We start from the raw sequence: 19357 nt of genomic DNA, 5'->3' as shown, positions 1-19357 counted from the left end.
GTATCCTTAACCTTCGCTCGCTACGACTCGGGTGCCCTGCATATCCAGACGGCACACATGGGCAAATCCGCCCTCAGAAAGATAATTGGCTTCCAACCAGGCCTTGGCCGCTTCGGCGGCCTCGAGGCTGGAAGTGACAGAAAAGAGTGTTGGACCGCTGCCGGAAATGCCGCTGGTCAGCATACCTAGCTGTGCCAGCGCCTCACGCGCCTCAACATACCCTGGGATAGCGGGTGCACGATAAGGCTCGGCCAGCACATCCTTTAGCACCGCCAGCGCCAGCGCTTCGTCCTGACGATACGAAGCATGCACAAAGGCCGACAGGTGACGACCAAAATCGATCACCACTGACTTGTCGTAGCTGTCCGGCATCAGAGCCCGCATCTTGGCGGTAGACAGGGAAATCCCCGGATAAGCCACCACCCAATACCAGTTCTCGAAGCTGGGGATGGACTCGCAGATCCGCCCGGGCAAATCCAGCATCAGCTGCATACCGCCGAGATAACATGGCGCCACATTGTCGTAATGCACCGAGCCGCTGATTTTGCCCTCAAATTCGCCCATCAGCGCCAGCAGCGCCTGTTCATCGAACGGCTTATCGAAGTACTCATTCAGGGCATAAAGCGCCGCCACCACCGAACTGGCGCTTGAGCCAAGACCACTGCCAACCGGCAGGTTTTTCTCCAGCGTCAGGGCGATGCCTTGCTCTTCTTTCCCCAGCCGCTGCAAAAAGAACTCGGCGCACTGCCACACTATGTTCTCTTCTGGATTGGCAGGCAGCTTATGGGCCCAAACACCTGTGGTGTTCAGGGCCAGGCCGGTATCGGCCCTGGCTATCATTACTCTGTCGCCGAGCAAACTGCCGTCGATGGGCGCCAGCGCTGCACCAAGCAAATCGAATCCTACGCCCACATTGCCCATGGAGGCCGGGGCATACACGGTCAAACTCATAAACTCACCTCACGGGTCCAGTTCAGGGTACGCAGCAGATCGGCAAAGGCGCCGGCCGCAGTCACATCAGTACCCGCACCATATCCCCGCAGTACAAACGGAATAGGTTGATAGTAACGGCTATAGAAGGCGAGCGCATTCTCGCCGCCTTTCACGCTGAAAAGTGGGTCCTCAGGCCCAACCGCCTGAATGCTCACCCTACAGCCCGACTCATCAATTTGCCCCACGTAGCGCAGCACCTTGCCCTCGCTGCGGGCATTTTCCACCATGGCGGCAATCTCGCCGTCCGCCTTGGGCAGATTGGCCATAAAGGTATTTACATCGCCGCTGGCATCGAAAGACGCAGGCAGCACCGAATCCACCACCACATCCTCAAGCTCAAGCTCCACTCCCACCTCACGGGCGAGAATAAGCACCTTGCGGGCCACATCCATACCTGAGAGATCGTCTCTTGGGTCCGGCTCGGTAAAGCATTTGTCACGGGCGATACCGGTCGCTTCCGACAGGCTCATGCCCTCATCCAGCTTACCAAAGATAAACGACAGCGAACCTGAGAGTATGCCATTGAATCTGTGCAGCTTATCACCGGCGCAGAGCAGCTTTTTCAGATTATCGATAACCGGCAAACCGGCGCCGACGTTGGTCTCATACAGAAACTGACGTCTGTTTCTCAGGGCCGCTTCGCGCAGCGCCCGGTAGTAATCCAAATCACGGGTATTGGCTTTCTTGTTGGGCGTCACCACGTGCATGCCCGCTTCCATCACCTCAAGATATCGGTCGGCCACGGCTGATGACGAGGTGCAGTCCACCAGCACCGGATTCAGTAGCTGCTTTTCTTTGGCCCACGAGAGCATGGCGCCGAGATCGCAATCGGTTTCACTGTCAGCGAGCAGCCCCTGCCAATTGCCAAGGTCAATGCCGGGCGCATCGAGCAGCATCTTGCGCGAATTGGCGATACCACAAACGCGGATGCTGATGTGCAGCTCTTTAAGCGCTTCGGCCTGATTTTTCACCTGCGCCAGCAGTCCGGCGCCCACATTACCGGCGCCTACCAGGAACACGTCCAGATATTGCTGCACATCGAAGAAGCGCTGATGACAGGCGCCGATGGCATTCTGTACCTTGCGCTGCTCGACCACCGCCGAGATAGAACGCTCAGAGGAGCCCTGGGCGATAGCAACAATGTTCACGCCCGATTGAGCCAGTGCTGAGAAGAATTTGGCCGCCACGCCCTTGTGGGTGCGCATGCCATCGCCGATAAGCGACACAATCGCCAGGCCATCACGGGCCTCCAGCGGCTCCAGCAGTTCACTCTTGAGCTCAAGTTCAAACTCGAGCTCAAGCGCCGATTTCACCTTGGCAGCATCTTTCCCGGAAACGCAGAAGCTGATGGAGTATTCACAGGAGCTTTGGGTGATAAGCGACACAGACACACCAGCGCGGGCAATGGCGCCCAGGGTGCGGCTTGCCATGCCCACCATGCCTTTCATGCCGGGGCCAGACACATCAAACATGGTTTGGTTATCGAGGCTGGAGATGGCTTTTACCTGCAGCCCTGTTTCATCGGCGGCGTTGGATACCAGGGTACCCGGCGCCGACGGATTAAAGCTGTTTTTGATGTAGCAAGGGATATGGAACTGGGCGATGGGCGCTATGGTTTTGGGGTGCAGCACCTTGGCGCCAAAGTAAGATAGCTCCATGGCCTCCTGATAAGAGAGCTGTGACAACAGCTTGGCATCGGCCACCACTCTGGGGTCGGTGTTGTACACCCCGTCCACGTCGGTCCAGATTTCACAGCTTTGGGCATCGAGGCAAGCAGCCAGCACAGCGGCGGAATAGTCAGAGCCATTGCGCCCGAGAGTCACGGTGCGGCCCTGCTCGTCGGCGGCAGTAAAGCCCGGCATTACCCACACACGTTTACTTTGCAGCGCCAGCGCCTTGAATCTTGGCTTGCTGACGGCGATATCCACCACAGATTCCAGCGGTGTGCCATGGGCCAGAAACAGGGCTCTGGGGTCCAGTTTATCGGCGCCGGGGCCATCGGCATTCATCAGGGCAACCATCAACTCAGTGGACAGCCGCTCACCGGAAACCACGATTTCGGCGCGAACTCCATCAGGGCACTCCCCAAGCAGCGCCACCCCTTGCAAGCGGGTTTGCCAGACGGCTACCTGAGATGCGAGCGCGTCGGCCAGCGCCTTGCTACAGATCTTGGGACGATGGCGACAGGCATCGGCAAACAGGCTTTCAAACACGCCCTTCACCCTTGCCAGCACGGCCTCAAAATCGCCGCCGGCCACGGCAACATCCACCATTTCCAGCAGACCGTTGGTTACTGTCGCGGGTGCCGACAACACGGCCGCCACCTGAGACGCTTTGGCCGCATCGGCGACGATATTGGCCGCCATTTCGAAACGCTGCCAGTTGGCCAGCGAGGTACCCCCAAACTTCATGACTTTCATCTTTGCTACTCCAATCTGCCTCGCTTGCCCCCGGAAACAAAAAACCCGCTCCTTTTGGGGGAGCGGGCCTTTGTTTTGAATTTTTCTTCAGGGTGTAATCAGCCCGCCCCCATTATGGTAATGGTGGTGGTAGTAATAATGGTGGTCACTACGAGCTGCTGATACATGTGAATAGTTCACGTCCTGATTAAGGTGTGGACACAGAATTGCTTGTTTTAGCCATCCTTGTCAAGCCCCGAAATCAAGTATTTTTTACAGATTGGCAACAATATTTCAGATACTGCAATCATTGCTTTCTAAAGATGAAAATACTTCAGTTTTTATCACAAAAGGTTGCCGTCAAACCCACTTGACGTAAAGGTTAACGAACGCCACGCGAAATTAGGTAATATATTGATTATATTTAGGTTACAGCATGGTTCGAAGCCGATAACCCACAGTCCCCAAAAGCACTGCCCGATTTGCAGTTAAATTCCCCACAATGCAGAAACGTAAAAAAAGCCGTTTAAGTTAACAATCACTGATGTAAATCATCGCCAGCCCCCGAAAAGCGGGGTATTATGCCGCCACATTGCGTATATGGAGGCAGTATGAAGATCACTAAGCACAGCGCGGTAACCATCCACTATCGCTTGAGCGATCAGCAAGGCCAGCTGATTGAAAGTTCCTTTGAGGCCGATCCCATGGTGTACCTGCACGGTGCCGAGAATCTGATCCCTGGTCTGGAGTCCGCTCTGGAAGGTAAAGCTGCCGGTGAAAACCTGGAAGTGACCGTAGATTGCGAACAGGCCTACGGTCCATACCATGATGGTCTGCGTCAGGAAGTGCCACTGGAAGCCTTCGGCGGCATCGAAGACATAGTGCCCGGCATGCGCTTTATCGCTGAAACCGAAATGGGTCAGCGTCCGGTTCAGGTAACCGAAGTGCTGGATAACAGCGTGATCGTTGACGGTAACCACCCTCTGGCCGGCCAATCACTGACCTTCTACGTTGAAGTGGTTGATGTACGTGAAGCCAGCGCTGAAGAAGTTGCCCACGGCCATATCCACGCCCACGGCGGCTGTGGTGGTCACCATCACCACGAAGAAGGCGGTTGCTGCGGCGGTCATGATCACGACCATGGTCATGGCCACTGTGAACACGACCACGAAAAAGAAGCCAAGCCAGGCTGTGATGGCAACGGTGGTTGCGGCTGCCGGGGCTAAGGCGCCAACCATTAGTTGGAAATCCATCGAAAACACCGGTCATTTTTTGGCCGGTTTTTTTTTATGGCGTAAACTCATTGTTGGCAGGGATTGCCAACTTAACCCGCAACAAGGAGTGTCCCATGTTGAGTCGAGCCCTTTACGAACCCCTCCCCCACGCCTGTATGTTGGCTGCGGCCATCACCCTGATTTGGCATCAGTCACCTTTGAGCCTGGCCGCCGGATTGCTGCTGTTTTTTATGGGCGCGCGCATCTATATCATGCGCTCGGAAAACCGCCGCACCGATCCTGCCCGCAAACGCAAAAAAGGTCGTCTGCCCAAGTTCGTGTACGAGCTTTTTCCTTTCGCCTGTTTGGCGCTAAGCGTGCTGTTACTGGGAATGAGTGGCAACGGATGGCACATAATGCCGTCACTGGCTTTGATGGCTTACGGTCTTTACGTGTTGGCAAGCCGCGCCAACTACCGTCACCACCAGATACCAACACCCTGAGCTGGCGCTGCTGACGGCTGTATGACTATCGGCGTCAGCGGATATCGGCAGGATCGGTCACGATAAGCTTGGCAATGGCGGCGCGCTCGTCGTCGCTCATGTGCTTAAGGTAATTGGAGCAGCGGGTGATGGTGGCAATACTTATCTGGTATTCGGCGGCAATCTGGCGCTGACTGAGCTCACCTGCCAGCAGCAACTGAAACACCTTTAAGCGACCGGCAATCGCGCCGCGCTCTTCTTCAGTCAGCAAGAGTTGAAACAAGGTCATCAGCTCACCCTTGTCAGGGTGAGTCAGGATTTTCTCCAATACCAGGTTCCAGGATGCCCGCATAATGTCCTCTTGCTTCGGCGTAGTGACCAGCCCAGAGTGTATCAAGCCCCCCCGCCACAGACAATTCCACTGCGCTCACTCCGGCATCACACAAAATCTAACAAATTGCGCTGTTTAGTTTGCCTTGGTTGTGGGTAGAATGGTGCGCTTTCATCCCTTGAATCATTCTGCACAAGGAAGAATAACAATGAAAAAAACACTGCTTTGCCTGAGCGCACTGCTGGCCTTCAGCGCCACCGCCAACAACTTTGAGAACACCGACGACGCCATCCACTACCGCGAGTCAGCTTTCGGTCTGATTGCTTACCAATTCGGTGACATGGGCGCCATGCTCAAAGGCAAAAAGGAATTCAACGCAGAGATTTTTGCACAGCGCGCTGCCAACGTGGCTGCGCTGTCAAAGCTGCCTGCCGAAGGTTTCATCGATGGTTCTGACAAAGGCAACACCGAAGCCCTGCCCAAAATTTGGGAAAACAAGGCCGACTTCGACAGCCGCATGACCGAATTCCAGAAAAACGCTGCCAAGCTGGCTGAAGTCGCCCAAGGCGGTGACAAGGACGCCATCAAAGCAGCCTTTATGAACACAGGCAAGAGCTGTAAAGGCTGCCACGACAACTACAAGAAAGACTGATCTGACGTTGTCACACAAAAAAGCCTGCGAATGCAGGCTTTTTTATTGCGAAAAACAGAACTCACAAACTCTGAATTGCCGGCCACAGCAGCAAATAAGCCACCGGCAAGGCCACCAGCAGCAATAGGATGGCGGCTTTCCACAGCGGCGCAAAGCTGATATCTGAGTTCACGTCAATATCGTCACGGCGTCTGCGACCGGTCACCATGGCGCCAAGCAACTTATCGCCCTTTAGCAGATGCCACAGCACCGCCAGCACATGCACGCCAGCCAGAATAAGCAGCAAATCGAAATTGCGCTTGTGCAACCAGGTAAGCCAGGAGGCGGTATCGCTGCTGACCATGCTCACCAAAGGCCCTTCGGTAAAGACCTCATCGGTAGCAAACAGCCCAGATACCAGCTGCACTGCCAAGCAAACCAGCAGCACCAACACCATATAGCCCCCCAGGGGGTTATGGCCATGGTGCCCCTTTACGCCGCGACTGAGGGTAGTTTTGACATATTGCAGTACCGTCAGAGGATGATGCAAAAAATGCGAGAAGCGAGCTGTATCACTGCCGATAAAGCCCCAAACAATCCGAAACAGCAGCAGCGCCATCAAACTATAAGCAAATACCTGATGCCATTGCATCTCGCCCACTTCGGCACTCCACCAAAGCAAACCGAGCAAGGTCACCATCAACCAATGAAAAAGCCTGACTGGCAAATCCCACACCTTGGCGTGCGTCATTACGTCCTCCGCATACACAGGAAATAGCCTGAAAAAGTATCGGGATGGTAATCAAATCGAGGGGGAAAGAGAAGGAAATGAGTGTAAGCAGGGGTGAGTTATCCATTCGAATATGCGCCTCTTTTGGGGCACATTCAAGCAAATCAGAGGCTTTTTTCGGCTTTTTGATTCAAGCGTTCAAATATAAAGCGAACGAGATTCCGGCCTTGATAAAACGTGATTTTACTCACGACTTTCGCAGGGCAGATTGGTAGTCTGAAACCACGGAAACAAAAAAGAGGTTCGACAATATGTTGAAAATCACCAGCAAACAGTTCGAAGTAACCACTCCCATCCGTGAACGCGTAGAAAGCCGCTTTGAAAAGCTTGAACGCCACGATGTCCAGCTGATTAACCCTCACGTGATTATCAGCCAGGAGAAAGCCCTGTTTAAAATCGAAGCCTCTGTTGGCGTACCTCAAGGAGATTTATTTGCCCAGGCGAAACACGAAAACCTGTATGCAGCCATTACGGCCATGGGACAAAAGCTGGAGAAGCAGCTCAATCGCCTGATCCACAAACCCGAAGCCAAGCGCAATGAAGCCGCCCCTGCGGCCCCCGAAGCCGACTTGGATGATGATTACGAGGAGGAATACGCAGCTTGACCGCATCTAGTCTCAACCACAGCGCACCTCCGGGTGCGCTTTACTTTTCTGCACAGGTTGCAGATTTTTTGATTGACACCCCAAGGCTCGCCCATTAGTTTTAAAGGCCATGAAAACACCCGTATTTGCAGTTTTTACTTTCTTTTTTATTCACTTCCCTTGAGGAGGCGGATTTTCTGTGTAAAAACGAAAGTGAAAATTCAAAAGCCTCCCGCCAAACCGGGGGGCTTTTTTGTTAGGCGATGCAGTTAACACAAACAGAGGTCAGCATGGAGAAACCACAGCCCCTGAGCGAAACCCGGGAGCAGATCACCGACATCGACAACACAGTGCTGCAATTACTGGCCAAGCGCCGGAACCTCAGCCTCGAAGTTGCCCGCAGTAAAGAGGTGGATGTACGTCCGGTGCGCGACACCCAGCGCGAGCGCGAGCTGCTGGCTCGCCTGGTGCAAAAAGGCCGTGAACAGGGGCTTGATCCCCACTTTGTGATGCAGCTGTACCAGAGCATCATCGAAGACTCGGTGCTGAACCAACAGGCCTATCTCCATGGCCGAGCCAATCCCGAGACCCAAAAGCAGCAATATTGCATCGCTTATCTGGGCGCCCGCGGCTCCTACTCTTACCTTGCCGCCAATCGCTACTGTCAACGCCGTCAGGTCGACATGGTGGATTTGGGCTGCCAGAGCTTCGATGAAATAGTGCACGCTGTTGAGTCTGGCCATGCCGATTATGGCTTCCTGCCGATTGAGAACACATCCTCAGGCTCAATTAACGAAGTCTATGATGTGCTGCAGCACACCAGTCTGGCCATCGTCGGTGAAACCACCATTGAAGTGGGCCATTGCCTGTTGGCCAAGCCCGGCACCAAGGCGAGCGACATCAAGACGCTGTACGCCCATCCTCAGCCCATCAGTCAGTGCAGTCGCTATCTGGCCCGCCATCCCGGGGTACGGCTTGAATATTGCGCCTCCAGCGCTGAAGCCATGGAAAAGGTGCAGGCGGCAGACAGCAAGGATGTTGCCGCCATCGGCAGCGCCGAAGGTGGCGCCCTGTACCAGCTGGAAGCCATCGAGAAGGGGCTTGCCAACCAAAAGGTCAACCAGAGCCGCTTTATCGTGGTCGCCCGTAAAGCGGTAGCCGTGCCCGAGCAACTGCCCGCCAAGTGCACCCTGATCATGGCCACCGGCCAAAAGCCCGGCGCCCTGGTGGAAGCTCTGCTGGTACTCAAGGCAAATAACCTCAATATGAGCAAGCTGGAAAGCCGACCCATTCCCGGCACCCCCTGGGAAGAGATGTTTTATCTCGATATCGACGCCAATCTCGCCAGCGCGCCTATGCAACTGGCACTGAAAGAGCTTGAACGCATTACCCGCTTTATCAAAGTATTGGGTTGTTACCCCTGCGAAACTGTGGCGCCCACCCAGCTTTCCAATGCCCAGCTATTGATAGAGCCTGAGCATTTCCGTGCCGATGCACCAGCGTCCGCCAGGGTCCAGTCTCAGACCACAGATGCTCCGGCCCGCCACAGCCTTGGCTACAAAGAATCTGTCAGCGAAGTGCAGGCAGGCCCACTACTCATTGGCAATGGTAATACAGGTGCACTGGCTCAGCTTGCGCTGCCGGAGACCCTCGAGGGCTTCGAGCCTTTCCTCAAGCAACTTAAGGCCGCTGGCTTTGCCGGGCTTGTGCTGGATAAGTTGTCGGAGCGGCCGGATCCCGCCAAAGCGCTGGATGCCTGTGCCAAGGCAGCCGAGAAGTTCGGTCTTGTGACGGCGGCAGCCGTGGACAGAGAAGAGGAGCTTGAGCATGCCATCTCCCGGGTGGAGCTTATCCTGATTAAGGGCAAGCAAATGTTCAACAGGCCGCTGCTGGAGCGCGTAGGTAAGTTGCATCTGCCGCTGGTACTTGAGCGCAATACCATGGCTGATATCGATGAACTGCTAGCTGCGGCCGATGTGATCCTGGGCGCCGGTAATCAGCAGCTGATGCTGTGTGAGTCAGGGGTCAGCAACTTTAAGAGCAGCAGCTTGGCCACGCTGGATTTGGCAGGTTTGGTTGAACTGAAAGCCCGCAGCCATCTGCCGGTACTGGTGAATCCAAGCTATGCGGTCAGTCACGACGCCTGCCCCCGTCAGGCCAAGGCGGTAAGAAACCTCGGTGCCGATGGCTTGTTGCTGGAAGTTCCGCTCGATGCCGCTATCGCAGAAAGCCATTACAGCGATACCCTGCGACAGTTCTTTATCTGAGTCATAATCCGGGGAACTGAACATGTGAAAAAGGGGCCGATTGGCCCCTTTTGCTTACTGCGATTATCCGTTACTCGATAGAGTTGGCCGCTTGCTCACGGCGCATCGCCGACTGAATCGCAACACCATCAATCAGGCTGACCCAGCCCTTTACAATCCGCAGCACAAACCAGGCAAGCACAGCCACCAAAGCCGTGGCCGCCATCCACCCTGCCGGCAACCAATACCAGGCAGCGGCGCCAACTGCCAACCCCAACATGGAGTTACGCTGCCACTTAAGGTGGGTAATACAGATGCTGCAACAATCGCTTTTGCGCAGCGACAGATTCAACACCAGCGCTGCCAGCACCGGCAGCAACAGGGGAAAGGCACTCATCAGCCCATACTGCAAATGAATAAGGCTGGTATCCTGGGCGGTGGCGTGGGGCAAACTCAACTGGGCCATGGCGTGCTCCGGTAAGGCTGACGAGAGTCGGTAAATTGAACCGCTTGCAACATATTGGTCACGGCCCTGATTTAACCTTACTTTCCCATTGGCAAAAGCGCAACCAAGGCCCGAAAAAACTGCCCCAGTCTACCAGACTCAGCTGACTTAAAGCTTAATGCTAATATCTGTCAGCGCCCGGGTAGAACAGGCCAGCACCATGCCATTGGCCTTGTCCTCTTCTGTCAGAGTCATGTCAGACAGGCGCTCCACCTCACCTTCCAGCACCTGACACTTACAGGCGCCGCAAACTCCGCTGCGACAGGCGGCAATTATGGGCAATTTCAGGGCCTCAATGCCCTCGAGCAGCAGACCTTGCTCACCGAGGGGATGCAGCTTATCGCCAACTTTCAGCATAAAGCCTGCGCCGATGTCCTTCTCCGCTTCAATTTTGGCCCCGTTGTGGGCGGGGGCGGCGAAGCTCTCTTTATGAAAGCGTGACATATCAAACCCTGCTGTCCTCACCATAGCTTCGACGGTCTCCATATAGGCCTCTGGCCCGCACACATACAGGGTGCGCTCGCGCCAGTCGGGTGAGAGAGCGTCAAGCCCCGTCAGCGACAGCCGGCCGGGTAACACTGGTGCATGTCGCCAGTCAGGGCAAGCTCCCTGCTCGATAAAGTACCCCAGACGAAAGCCGCTGTGGCGGCTCACCATAGCCGCAAGCTGCTCCTCGAAAATCAGGTCATCCACCCGCTTGGCACTGTGGATAAAGGCGATATCAGCGCCCACGCGGGTGTCATTGAGCCAGCGGCTCATGCTGAACATGGGAGTGATGCCGCAGCCAGCACTCAGAAACAGAAACCTGTCGGCGGGAATATCCACCAGATTAAAGCCGCCGGCAGGCCCCTGAACATCCACAATATGCCCTGGTTTTAGGCTATCAATCAGGTAATTGGAGACCTTTCCCCCTGTCACCCGCTTTACTGTGATGCTGATACTGTACGGCCTGGATGGAGAGGAGGATATGGTATATGCCCGGCTTTGTGTTTCGCCGCCAATCTCCAGCTGCAGGCTGATAAACTGCCCCGGTTTATAGCTAAAACGCACAGGCTCCCCCGGCGCTTCGAATCTGAATGTCACCACATCGTGGGTTTCTTCAATCCGCTCTATGCAGCAAAGGCGAGAAGCCGTAGTCTGTGGCAAATCCTGCCAGGGTTTGGCCGCCAGTAAGGCCGCCTCCCGGTTATGAGTCATAAATGATTACCCCAATAAGAAAGACGGCGCATGGCGCCGTCTCACATCCACTTACGCCACATTCAAAATGGCATGCAGATCGGCCTCCACCGTGGTGGTATTTTTAAGACCGAAGTTGTCCTCAAGCACCTTAAGCAGGTTGGGTGTCAGGAAGGCTGGCGGCGTCGGGCCGGTGCGGATATTTTTTACGCCCAGCGACAGCAGCGTCAGCAAAATTACAATCGCCTTTTGCTCAAACCAGGACAGCACCAGACTCAGAGGCAGCTCGTTGATATCACACTCGAACACTTCCGTCAGGGCGATGGCCAACTGGATCGCGGAGTAGGCATCGTTACACTGACCTATGTCCAGCAGCCTAGGGATACCGTTGATATCGCCAAAGTCCAACTTGTTGAATTTGTATTTGCCGCACCCCAGAGTCAGGATCAGGCTGTCTTTCGGGGTTGCCTTGGCAAAGTCGGTGAAGTAGCTGCGCTCGGCCTTATCACCGTCGCAGCCGCCCACCAGGAAGAAATGGCGGATGCTGCCATTTTTCACGTTCTCAACCACTGCCGGGGCCGCCGCCATCAGGGCGTTGCGGGCAAAACCTATGGTGATTAGGTGGGGGATCTCATCATAGAGGAAACCTTCCAGCGACAGAGCCTTATCGATAACGGCCGAGAAGTCATCGCCCTCAAGGTGCACTACGCCTGGCCAGCCTACTATGCTGCGGGTAAAGATACGGTCGGCATACTGGCCCACGTTGGGGTCGATAATGCAGTTGGAGGTCATCACCACAGCGCCGGGGAAGTTGGCAAACTCCTTCTGCTGGTTTTGCCAGGCACTGCCGTAGTTACCTACCAGGTGTGGGTATTTCTTAAGCTCGGGATAGGCCAGCGCCGGCAGCATTTCACCATGGGTGTAGACATTAATGCCCTTGTCTTCGGTTTGTTGAAGGATAAGCTCAAGATCTTTCATATCATGGCCCGATACCAGAATGGCCTTACCCTTCACCGGCTTGGTGTTGACCTGCGTTGGCTCTGGATTACCAAAGGCAGCAGTCTCGCCCTCATCCAGCATGGCCATCACCTTAAAGTTAAGCTGGCCTATGTCCATGGCGGCCTTAAGCAGGGCGTCGGCGTCGGCGCTGTCGGTGCCAAGGAAAGCCATAATGCGGTGAAACTCGGCTGCAATCTCGGCGGATTGCTGCTCAAGCACCCGGGCATGTTCCATATAGGCGGCCGCCCCTTTGAGGCCGTAAAGGCACAGCAGCCTTAATGCCATCACATCTTCGTGGATCTCATCTTTCCCCAGATTCGGCAGAGCCACTTTTGCCTGCTCCAGCAGCTCAGGCTTTGAGGTGCCAAGCAACAATGAAGCGCTGTCAGGCAGAGAATCGAGGCGTACACCGGTTTTTTCGGCGGCCTCAGTGCATTGGGCTTTAAGCTCATTACGAAGCGCTTCTGCCTTTCTGGCGTACTCTATAATGCGCTCGTCATCGAAGTTCACATTGGTCAGGGTCGCAAAGAAGGCCTTGGGCACAAAGGTATCGGCCTCGGAGGGAGGCAGGCCCAGATCATTGGCCTTAATCGCCCAGGCGGAGACACCTTTAAGCATATAAATCAACAGATCCTGCAGATCCGAGGTGGACGCCAGCTTACCGCACATGCCCTGGGCATAGCTGCAACCGTTGCCGGCCGGGGTACGAATGGTCTGTTCACACTGAATACAAAACACGACTTTGCTCCTTATATTTTCATGCTTTATTTATGCATGTTAGAAGCGAAGCATACGGATATTGCTGCATTTACAAAGCAGCAAATCTCGAATCCTTGAAGCAGATCATCTTAAGTAGTTGCTGATTTAAAACAGAAAAAGCGCCATTTAGGCGCTTTTTTAGGATAAAGAACAGTGAGTTACACCGACCGCATATCATTCACTGATTGCAGCATTGCGCGGCTTTCGGTGAGGAACTGCTGGGAGTAATTGCCAAACCAGTTTGAAACTTCGTTGAAGCGCTTGATAAAGCCTGCTCTGTTGCCTGCTTTCAAAAGCTCCAGCGCATCGCGGTAGTTATCGAGGAAGTCAGCAATGGCCGTCAGGCTTTCTTGCTGGGCGAAGATAATGTCGGCATACAGCTCGCCGCTCTGGGCAAAAAGACGCCCCACCATCGCAAGCTCCAGCCGGTAAATGGGCGAACTGAACTCAAGCAGGGTGTCGATATCCGCCTGCTCACGGCAAAGGTTTAAACCGTACACGAACGATGAGAAGTGACGCATCGCCTGCACCAGTTGCATTGCCTTGTCGTGGCGACCGGCGTCGGCCTCCACCAGGCGTGCCCCCCAAATGCCAATCTGCTCCATCAGCCACTGGTACTGGTTTGGCTCACGGCCATGGCACACGACAACCACCTGCTTGGCAAGGCTGCCCACATCCGGGCCGAACATGGGGTGAAGCCCAACAACTGGCCCCTTATGGGTTTCCAGCATGGCCTGTAATGGCGCCCCCTTGATGGAGGTGAGGTCCGCCAAAATGCAGTGCTTGGACAGATTACCCAGGCGCTCACGAATGAGTGAACAGGTTGCGGCAATAGGCACAGTCACCAGCACCAAACCGGCCCCGGCGAACAGCTCATCGGCGTGGTCCCAATCGTCTTTGTCCAAGAGGCGCACCTCATAGCCAGAGAGCGCAAACATCTGGGCGAACAAGCGTCCCAGCTGGCCCTGACCACCTATGATGACGATATGACCAAGCTCAGGGTTCACCTGCTTGAAGCCCACATCCTTCTCGCTCATATAGGATTCACGCATCAGCCGTCTCAAGATGTCTTCAATCAGCTGCGGGCTCACCCCCATGGCCTCGGCTTCGGCTCGGCGCTTGCCGAGCATGGCAGCCTCCCGGGCCGGGGCATAAATCGGCAGCCCGGCGGCATGTTTGACGGTACCAACCTGGGCCACCAGATCGAGACGTTTTCTCAGCAGCGACAGCAGCTGGCTGTCGACACCATCAATAAGGCCCCGTAAGTTCTCGAGTTCGGCGGTGGTCTTTTCGCTCATATCAAATATCCTGTCAGCCATTTGCAGCCCTTGGGATGGCAAAACGGCCCGGGATCACCCCGGAAAGGGTCTTGGCGCCATCACGAAGCAAGGTTTCGGTACTCTGCCAATCGATGCAGGCATCGGTAACAGATACGCCGTATTTAAGCTCAGACAAGGGTTTGTCACAAGGCTGGTTACCGGCATTGAGGTGACTTTCCAGCATCACCCCTATGATGGCGTCACTGCCGGCGGCCACCTGTTCGAACACGTCACGGCACACAGGGTCCTGACGGTTATGATCTTTGGAGGAATTGCCATGGCTGCAGTCAATCACCAGTTTGGGATCCAGCCCGGCCCAGCGCACCTGAGTTTCACATTCGGCTACGCTGACGGCATCGTAGTTGGGCTTGCTGCCACCGCGCAGAATGATATGGCCATCGGGGTTACCATTGGTTTGCAAAAGCGCGACCTGGCCCTGCTGGTTAATGCCCATAAAGCGGTGACCACTGGCGGCCGACTTCATGGCATTGATGGCCACATCCAGCTTACCGTCGGTGCCGTTTTTAAAGCCAACCGGCATCGACAGGCCCGAGGCCATTTCCCTGTGGGTCTGTGACTCAGTGGTGCGGGCACCAATGGCTGACCAGGTGATAAGCTCTGAAATGTACTGGGGGCTAATGGGGTCGAGCGCCTCGGTGGCCACCGGCAGTTCAAGCTCGGCGAGGAAAATCATCAGCTCGCGGGCAAGGCGCAAGCCCTTCTCCACATCGAATGACTCATTCATATCCGGGTCGTTAATCATGCCCTTCCAACCTACTGTGGTGCGGGGCTTTTCGAAGTAGACCCGCATCAGAATGAAGAACTCGTCTTTGAGCTCATCATGGAGCTTTTTAAGCTTAAGGGCATACTCCTTGGCAGCGGCAATATCATGGATAGAGCAAGGACCCGCCACCACCAACAAGCGAGGGTCGCGTTTGTGCACTATGTCGGCCACGGTGCGGCGGGAGCGCAAAATATACTGGTACCCATGCTCCGACAATGGCAGTTCGCGTTTTAGCTCTTGTGGCGTGATAAGCACCTTCTCGGCGCTGATGTGCACATTGTTGATGGTATCTTGCTGCATGGGTTCACCTTTTATGTTTAACGGCGCTGACATTGCCCCATCGACAACCTCAGCTGACATCTATACATTCAAAACTGTATTTTTGTAATGCTACACCATTACACTTAAGAGCACAGTGTGCCTGTTTAGTCGGCGGCCTGCAAGCGCAGTTGATAAAAATTCATTCAAAATTCGTGGGGATGCCGTCAGAAGGCGGGAGTTAAGCCGTGGCAGAGGCAACTTTACGATGGCGACAAAAACAAAAAACCGCCACGAGGGCGGTTTTCTGTGCGAACACTTGCGTCTTTTTTGGGCGATTACTTGGTCGCCAGCTTCTCACGGATACGTGCAGACTTACCTGAACGCTCACGCAGATAGTACAGCTTGGCGCGACGAACGCGGCCACGACGCTTAACTTCGATGCTGGAAATCAGAGGGCTGTGAGTTTGGAAAGCACGCTCAACACCTTCGCCGTTAGAAATCTTACGAACGGTAAAGGCAGAGTGCAGACCACGGTTACGCTTGGCGATTACAACGCCTTCGAAGGCCTGCAGACGCTCTTTGTCACCTTCTTTAACACGAACCTGAACCACTACGGTATCACCTGGGCCGAAATCAGGAACGTCGTTTTTCATTTGCTCATCGTTGAGCATCTTGATGATGTTGTTCATGTAAACTCCATACTAGATTTAACTGAGCTACGACTACTGTGGATTATCCATTTCGTCGACAAACTGGGCCAAAAGGCGGGTTTGTTCGTCAGTCAGAGCTAGATTTTCAAATAATTCTGGTCTTCTTAAAAAAGTTCTTCCGAGACTTTGTTTAAGACGCCAGCGTCTAATATCTTCGTGGTTGCCACCGAGCAACACTGCCGGCACATCCAGCCCATCCAAAGATTCGGGCCGGGTGTAATGAGGACAATCGAGCAAGCCGTCGGAGAAGGAGTCCTGCTCCGCCGAAGCCTGTTTACCCAGCACGCCGGGCACCAGACGGGACACTGCATCGATCAGGGTCATTGCCGGTAATTCACCGCCCGAAAGCACGTAATCACCGATTGACCATTCCTCGTCCACTTCAGTCTGAATGATGCGCTCGTCGATACCTTCGTATCGTCCGCACACCAAAATCAACTTCTGCGAACCTGCCAGTTCAGTTGCGCCACGCTGTGTCAGCTTGCGCCCCTGAGGCGACAGATAAATCACCTTGGCACCGTCACCAGCCGCCTCTCGGGCAGCCAGGATGGCATCTTTCAGTGGTTGCACCATCATCAGCATTCCCGGTCCGCCGCCATAAGGTCGGTCGTCCACGGTTCTGTGCCGGTCATGGGTGAAATCACGGGGATTCCACGTGTGCAACTCCAGCAGGCCATTCTTGATGGCCCGACCCGTGACCCCAAAATCAGTGATGGCACGAAACATTTCGGGAAACAGGGTTACTACCCCTAACCACATGTTTGGTACCTCGATTTAGAAGTCAGGATCCCAATCCACAATAATCTGTTTTTCCGCCAGTTTGACCTCAAGGACGAACTGGTCGGGAAGAAACGGAATCATACGTTCCGTTTTGCCGAAAGCATCTTTGGCGTTGGCCTTCACCATGAGTACGTCGTTGGAACCTGTTTCCAGGATCTGATCAACCACGCCCATGTTGTAGCCCTTGGTGTTGATAACGTCACAGCCAATGAGATCGCGCCAATAGAACTCGTCTGAGGGCAACTCGGGCATTTGGTCCGCCAGGATCCCAATCTCACAGTTAGTGAGCATCTGGGCCTGATCCCTGTCATTCACGCCTTCAAGGGCAGCCACAACTGACTTCCCATGAAAACGCCACTGGGACACCTTCACTTCGCGCCACTTTCCCTGCTCATTAAGAAACCAGGGAGAGTAGTCAAAAATACCTTCAACGGAATCGGTATAGGCCGTGATCTTCAGCCAACCTTTAACGCCATAGCAGGAGCCGATTTTGCCCACTACTACCGGCTGTTGGTTACTGCTCATCAATCTATACCTTTACGCCATTAAGCAGCAGCTTTACGGGCGTCTTTGATCAGCTTGGCTACGCGATCGGTAGTAGAAGCACCGTTGCCTACCCAGTGATCAACACGGTCCAGATCCAGACGCAGAGTTTCTTCCTGGCCTTTGGCCAGAGGGTTGAAGAAACCAACGCGCTCGATGAAACGGCCGTCACGGGCGTTACGAGAGTCAGTAACTACGATGTTGTAGAATGGACGCTTTTTAGCGCCACCGCGAGCTAAACGAATGGTAACCATGCGTTTTTTGTCCTCTAATGATTTGCACGAAGCAAAAATAAAAACTGGAACCCCGTGTTCGCGGAAGAGTCCCAGCAAGAAAGCCGAAGAATTTTACCTGAGTTTCAGGCGAATGCAACCGGATTTGGCCATTTTTCCGGCTGCACCTTACCGGGATTAGCGCCCGGGTAACTTCATACCGCCGGGCATCATACCGCCCATGGCGCGCATCATTTTCTGCATGCCACCCTTGGAAGACATCTTTTTCATCATCTTCTGCATCTGGGTGAACTGCTTGAGCAAACGATTAACGTCTTGAATTTGTGTGCCAGAACCCGCTGCGATACGACGCTTGCGCGAGCCCTTGATGATATCCGGGTTACGGCGCTCGCCCGGCGTCATTGAGTTGATGATGGCTTCCATCTGACGGGTCATCTTGCCGTCCTGAATTTGTGCCATCGCCTCGGGCGGCAGCTGGCCAACTCCAGGCATTTTCTCCAGCAGGCCCATCATGCCGCCCATGTTCTTCATCTGCTGCAGCTGCTCGCGGAAATCTTCGAGGTCGAAATTGCCGCCTGACTTCACCTTGGAGGCAAGCTTCATGGCCTTTTCTTTATCAACGCCGCGCTCAACCTGTTCAATCAAGGAGAGCACGTCGCCCATGCCGAGGATGCGCGAGGCAACACGGTCTGGGTGGAATGGCTCAAGGGCATCGGTCTTCTCGCCAACACCGAGGAACTTAATAGGCTTGCCGGTAATGTGGCGGATAGACAGGGCAGCACCACCACGGGCATCACCGTCGACCTTGGTCAGTACCACACCGGTGAGCGGCAGGGCTTCGTTAAAGGCCTTGGCGGTGTTGGCCGCGTCCTGACCTGTCATGGCGTCAACCACAAACAGGGTCTCAATGGGCTTCACCGCTGCGTGCAGCTCTTTGATCTCGTCCATCATGGCATCGTCTACGTGCAGACGGCCGGCGGTATCGAGAATGACTACATCGATAAACTTAAGCTTGGCGTGGGCAATGGCAGCATTGGCAATGTCGATGGGCTTTTGGCTCACATCGGAGGGGAAGAATTCCACTTCCACTTCATTTGCCAGGGTCTCAAGCTGCTTGATAGCGGCCGGACGGTAAACGTCGGCACTGACCACCAGCACAGATTTCTTCTGGCGGGTACGCAGGAACTTGGACAGCTTGGCCACCGAGGTGGTTTTACCGGCACCCTGCAGACCTGCCATCATGATTACGGCAGGCGGCTGGGCTGCCAGATTCAAGGCCTCATTGGCCTCGCCCATGGCTTTTTCCAGTTCGCTTTGAACGATTTTGACGAACACCTGGCCAGGGGTCAGGCTCTTGGCAACCTCCTGCCCTACCGCACGCTCTTTAACGGCATTTACGAATTCACGGACAACCGGCAAGGCCACGTCGGCCTCCAAAAGCGCCATGCGCACTTCGCGCAGGGTGTCTTTAATGTTGTCTTCCGTTAAGCGACCGCGACCACTGATATTCTTCAGCGTACGCGACAGTCTGTCGGTCAGGTTCTCAAACATCGTCCAGTGCTAACCTTTAAGAATTGTCAAAGTTGGCCTGTATTATAGCGATGCCAGCGGTTTATGC

The 19357-nt window shown here is 54.7% G+C and carries 19 protein-coding genes and 1 other annotated feature; of the genes, 5 read left to right on the top strand and 14 right to left on the bottom strand.

Annotation, left to right across the window (positions count from 1 at the left end; genetic code table 11):
- Positions 1-6 precede the first annotated feature (6 nt).
- Both thrB and thrA read right to left on the bottom strand, forming a co-directional pair.
- Positions 7-951 (bottom strand): homoserine kinase, encoded by a 945-nt coding sequence (thrB, locus tag MJ923_RS03120; RefSeq protein ID WP_240589864.1) that lies wholly within the window; start codon positions 949-951, stop codon positions 7-9.
- A complete protein-coding gene (gene thrA, locus MJ923_RS03115; RefSeq protein WP_240589863.1) occupies positions 948-3413 on the bottom strand; it encodes a bifunctional aspartate kinase/homoserine dehydrogenase I in 2466 nt (821 codons plus the stop codon). The genes thrB and thrA overlap by 4 nt, the downstream gene beginning before the upstream one ends.
- 590 nt (positions 3414-4003) lie before the next feature.
- Here thrA and slyD point away from each other — a divergent pair.
- A complete protein-coding gene (gene slyD / locus MJ923_RS03110; RefSeq protein ID WP_240589862.1) occupies positions 4004-4618 on the top strand; it encodes a peptidylprolyl isomerase in 615 nt (204 codons plus the stop codon).
- Between the two features lie 122 nt (positions 4619-4740).
- Positions 4741-5109 carry a hypothetical protein gene (locus tag MJ923_RS03105; RefSeq protein ID WP_240589861.1) on the top strand — a complete coding sequence of 123 codons (369 nt, stop codon included), beginning with the start codon at positions 4741-4743 and terminating at the stop codon, positions 5107-5109.
- A gap of 34 nt (positions 5110-5143) precedes the next feature.
- On the opposite strand, the gene MJ923_RS03100 is transcribed toward MJ923_RS03105, so the two are convergent.
- The gene (locus tag MJ923_RS03100) at positions 5144-5440 is read right to left on the bottom strand and encodes a Trp family transcriptional regulator (RefSeq protein ID WP_240589860.1); all 297 of its coding nucleotides are present in this window, start codon (positions 5438-5440) and stop codon (positions 5144-5146) included.
- Between the two features lie 187 nt (positions 5441-5627).
- On the opposite strand from MJ923_RS03100, the gene MJ923_RS03095 reads away from it, so the two are divergent.
- Complete coding sequence (locus tag MJ923_RS03095) at positions 5628-6071, top strand: c-type cytochrome (RefSeq protein ID WP_240589859.1); 444 nt, start codon at positions 5628-5630, stop codon at positions 6069-6071.
- Positions 6072-6132: 61 nt separating this feature from the next.
- Here MJ923_RS03095 and MJ923_RS03090 read toward each other — a convergent pair whose 3' ends face one another.
- Positions 6133-6801, bottom strand: a complete 669-nt coding sequence (locus MJ923_RS03090; protein ID WP_240589858.1) for a cytochrome b/b6 domain-containing protein — start codon at positions 6799-6801, stop codon at positions 6133-6135.
- 290 nt (positions 6802-7091) lie between these two features.
- Between MJ923_RS03090 and hpf the strand changes: the two genes are divergently transcribed.
- Both hpf and MJ923_RS03080 read left to right on the top strand, forming a co-directional pair.
- Positions 7092-7445: a ribosome hibernation-promoting factor, HPF/YfiA family gene (hpf, locus tag MJ923_RS03085; RefSeq protein WP_240589857.1), complete on the top strand. Its 354-nt coding sequence runs from the start codon at positions 7092-7094 to the stop codon at positions 7443-7445.
- A gap of 111 nt (positions 7446-7556) precedes the next feature.
- Positions 7557-7682 (top strand) — a sequence feature (Phe leader region).
- A gap of 32 nt (positions 7683-7714) precedes the next feature.
- The gene (locus MJ923_RS03080; RefSeq protein WP_240589856.1) at positions 7715-9691 is read left to right on the top strand and encodes a chorismate mutase; all 1977 of its coding nucleotides are present in this window, start codon (positions 7715-7717) and stop codon (positions 9689-9691) included.
- Positions 9692-9761: 70 nt separating this feature from the next.
- On the opposite strand, the gene MJ923_RS03075 is transcribed toward MJ923_RS03080, so the two are convergent.
- From MJ923_RS03075 to ffh, 10 genes are all read right to left on the bottom strand, one after another.
- A complete protein-coding gene (locus MJ923_RS03075) occupies positions 9762-10136 on the bottom strand; it encodes a hypothetical protein (RefSeq protein ID WP_240589855.1) in 375 nt (124 codons plus the stop codon).
- Positions 10137-10283: 147 nt separating this feature from the next.
- Positions 10284-11372, bottom strand: a complete 1089-nt coding sequence (locus MJ923_RS03070) for an FAD-binding oxidoreductase (RefSeq protein WP_240589854.1) — start codon at positions 11370-11372, stop codon at positions 10284-10286.
- Positions 11373-11423: 51 nt separating this feature from the next.
- Positions 11424-13088, bottom strand: a complete 1665-nt coding sequence (gene hcp / locus MJ923_RS03065) for a hydroxylamine reductase (RefSeq protein WP_240589853.1) — start codon at positions 13086-13088, stop codon at positions 11424-11426.
- A 179-nt stretch (positions 13089-13267) separates the two neighbouring features.
- Positions 13268-14407, bottom strand: a complete 1140-nt coding sequence (tyrA, locus tag MJ923_RS03060; protein WP_240589852.1) for a bifunctional chorismate mutase/prephenate dehydrogenase — start codon at positions 14405-14407, stop codon at positions 13268-13270.
- A 13-nt stretch (positions 14408-14420) separates the two neighbouring features.
- Positions 14421-15512 carry a 3-deoxy-7-phosphoheptulonate synthase gene (locus tag MJ923_RS03055; RefSeq protein WP_240589851.1) on the bottom strand — a complete coding sequence of 364 codons (1092 nt, stop codon included), beginning with the start codon at positions 15510-15512 and terminating at the stop codon, positions 14421-14423.
- Positions 15513-15808: 296 nt separating this feature from the next.
- Positions 15809-16162, bottom strand: a complete 354-nt coding sequence (gene rplS / locus MJ923_RS03050; protein WP_126166025.1) for a 50S ribosomal protein L19 — start codon at positions 16160-16162, stop codon at positions 15809-15811.
- 33 nt (positions 16163-16195) lie between these two features.
- Positions 16196-16942 (bottom strand): tRNA (guanosine(37)-N1)-methyltransferase TrmD, encoded by a 747-nt coding sequence (gene trmD / locus MJ923_RS03045; protein ID WP_240589850.1) that lies wholly within the window; start codon positions 16940-16942, stop codon positions 16196-16198.
- A 15-nt stretch (positions 16943-16957) separates the two neighbouring features.
- The gene (rimM, locus tag MJ923_RS03040; RefSeq protein WP_126166023.1) at positions 16958-17488 is read right to left on the bottom strand and encodes a ribosome maturation factor RimM; all 531 of its coding nucleotides are present in this window, start codon (positions 17486-17488) and stop codon (positions 16958-16960) included.
- Between the two features lie 20 nt (positions 17489-17508).
- On the bottom strand, positions 17509-17760 hold the full coding sequence (gene rpsP, locus MJ923_RS03035; protein ID WP_011759006.1) for a 30S ribosomal protein S16: 252 nt from the start codon (positions 17758-17760) through the stop codon (positions 17509-17511).
- Positions 17761-17916: 156 nt separating this feature from the next.
- The gene (gene ffh, locus MJ923_RS03030) at positions 17917-19290 is read right to left on the bottom strand and encodes a signal recognition particle protein (protein ID WP_240589849.1); all 1374 of its coding nucleotides are present in this window, start codon (positions 19288-19290) and stop codon (positions 17917-17919) included.
- Positions 19291-19357: the final 67 nt, after the last annotated feature.

Origin of the sequence: Shewanella zhuhaiensis (genome assembly GCF_022484835.1) — a bacterium.
Lineage (GTDB): Bacteria > Pseudomonadota > Gammaproteobacteria > Enterobacterales > Shewanellaceae > Shewanella > Shewanella khirikhana.
Note: the sequence above shows the minus strand (reverse complement) of the source record. Positions and strands in the feature narration are given on the sequence as shown.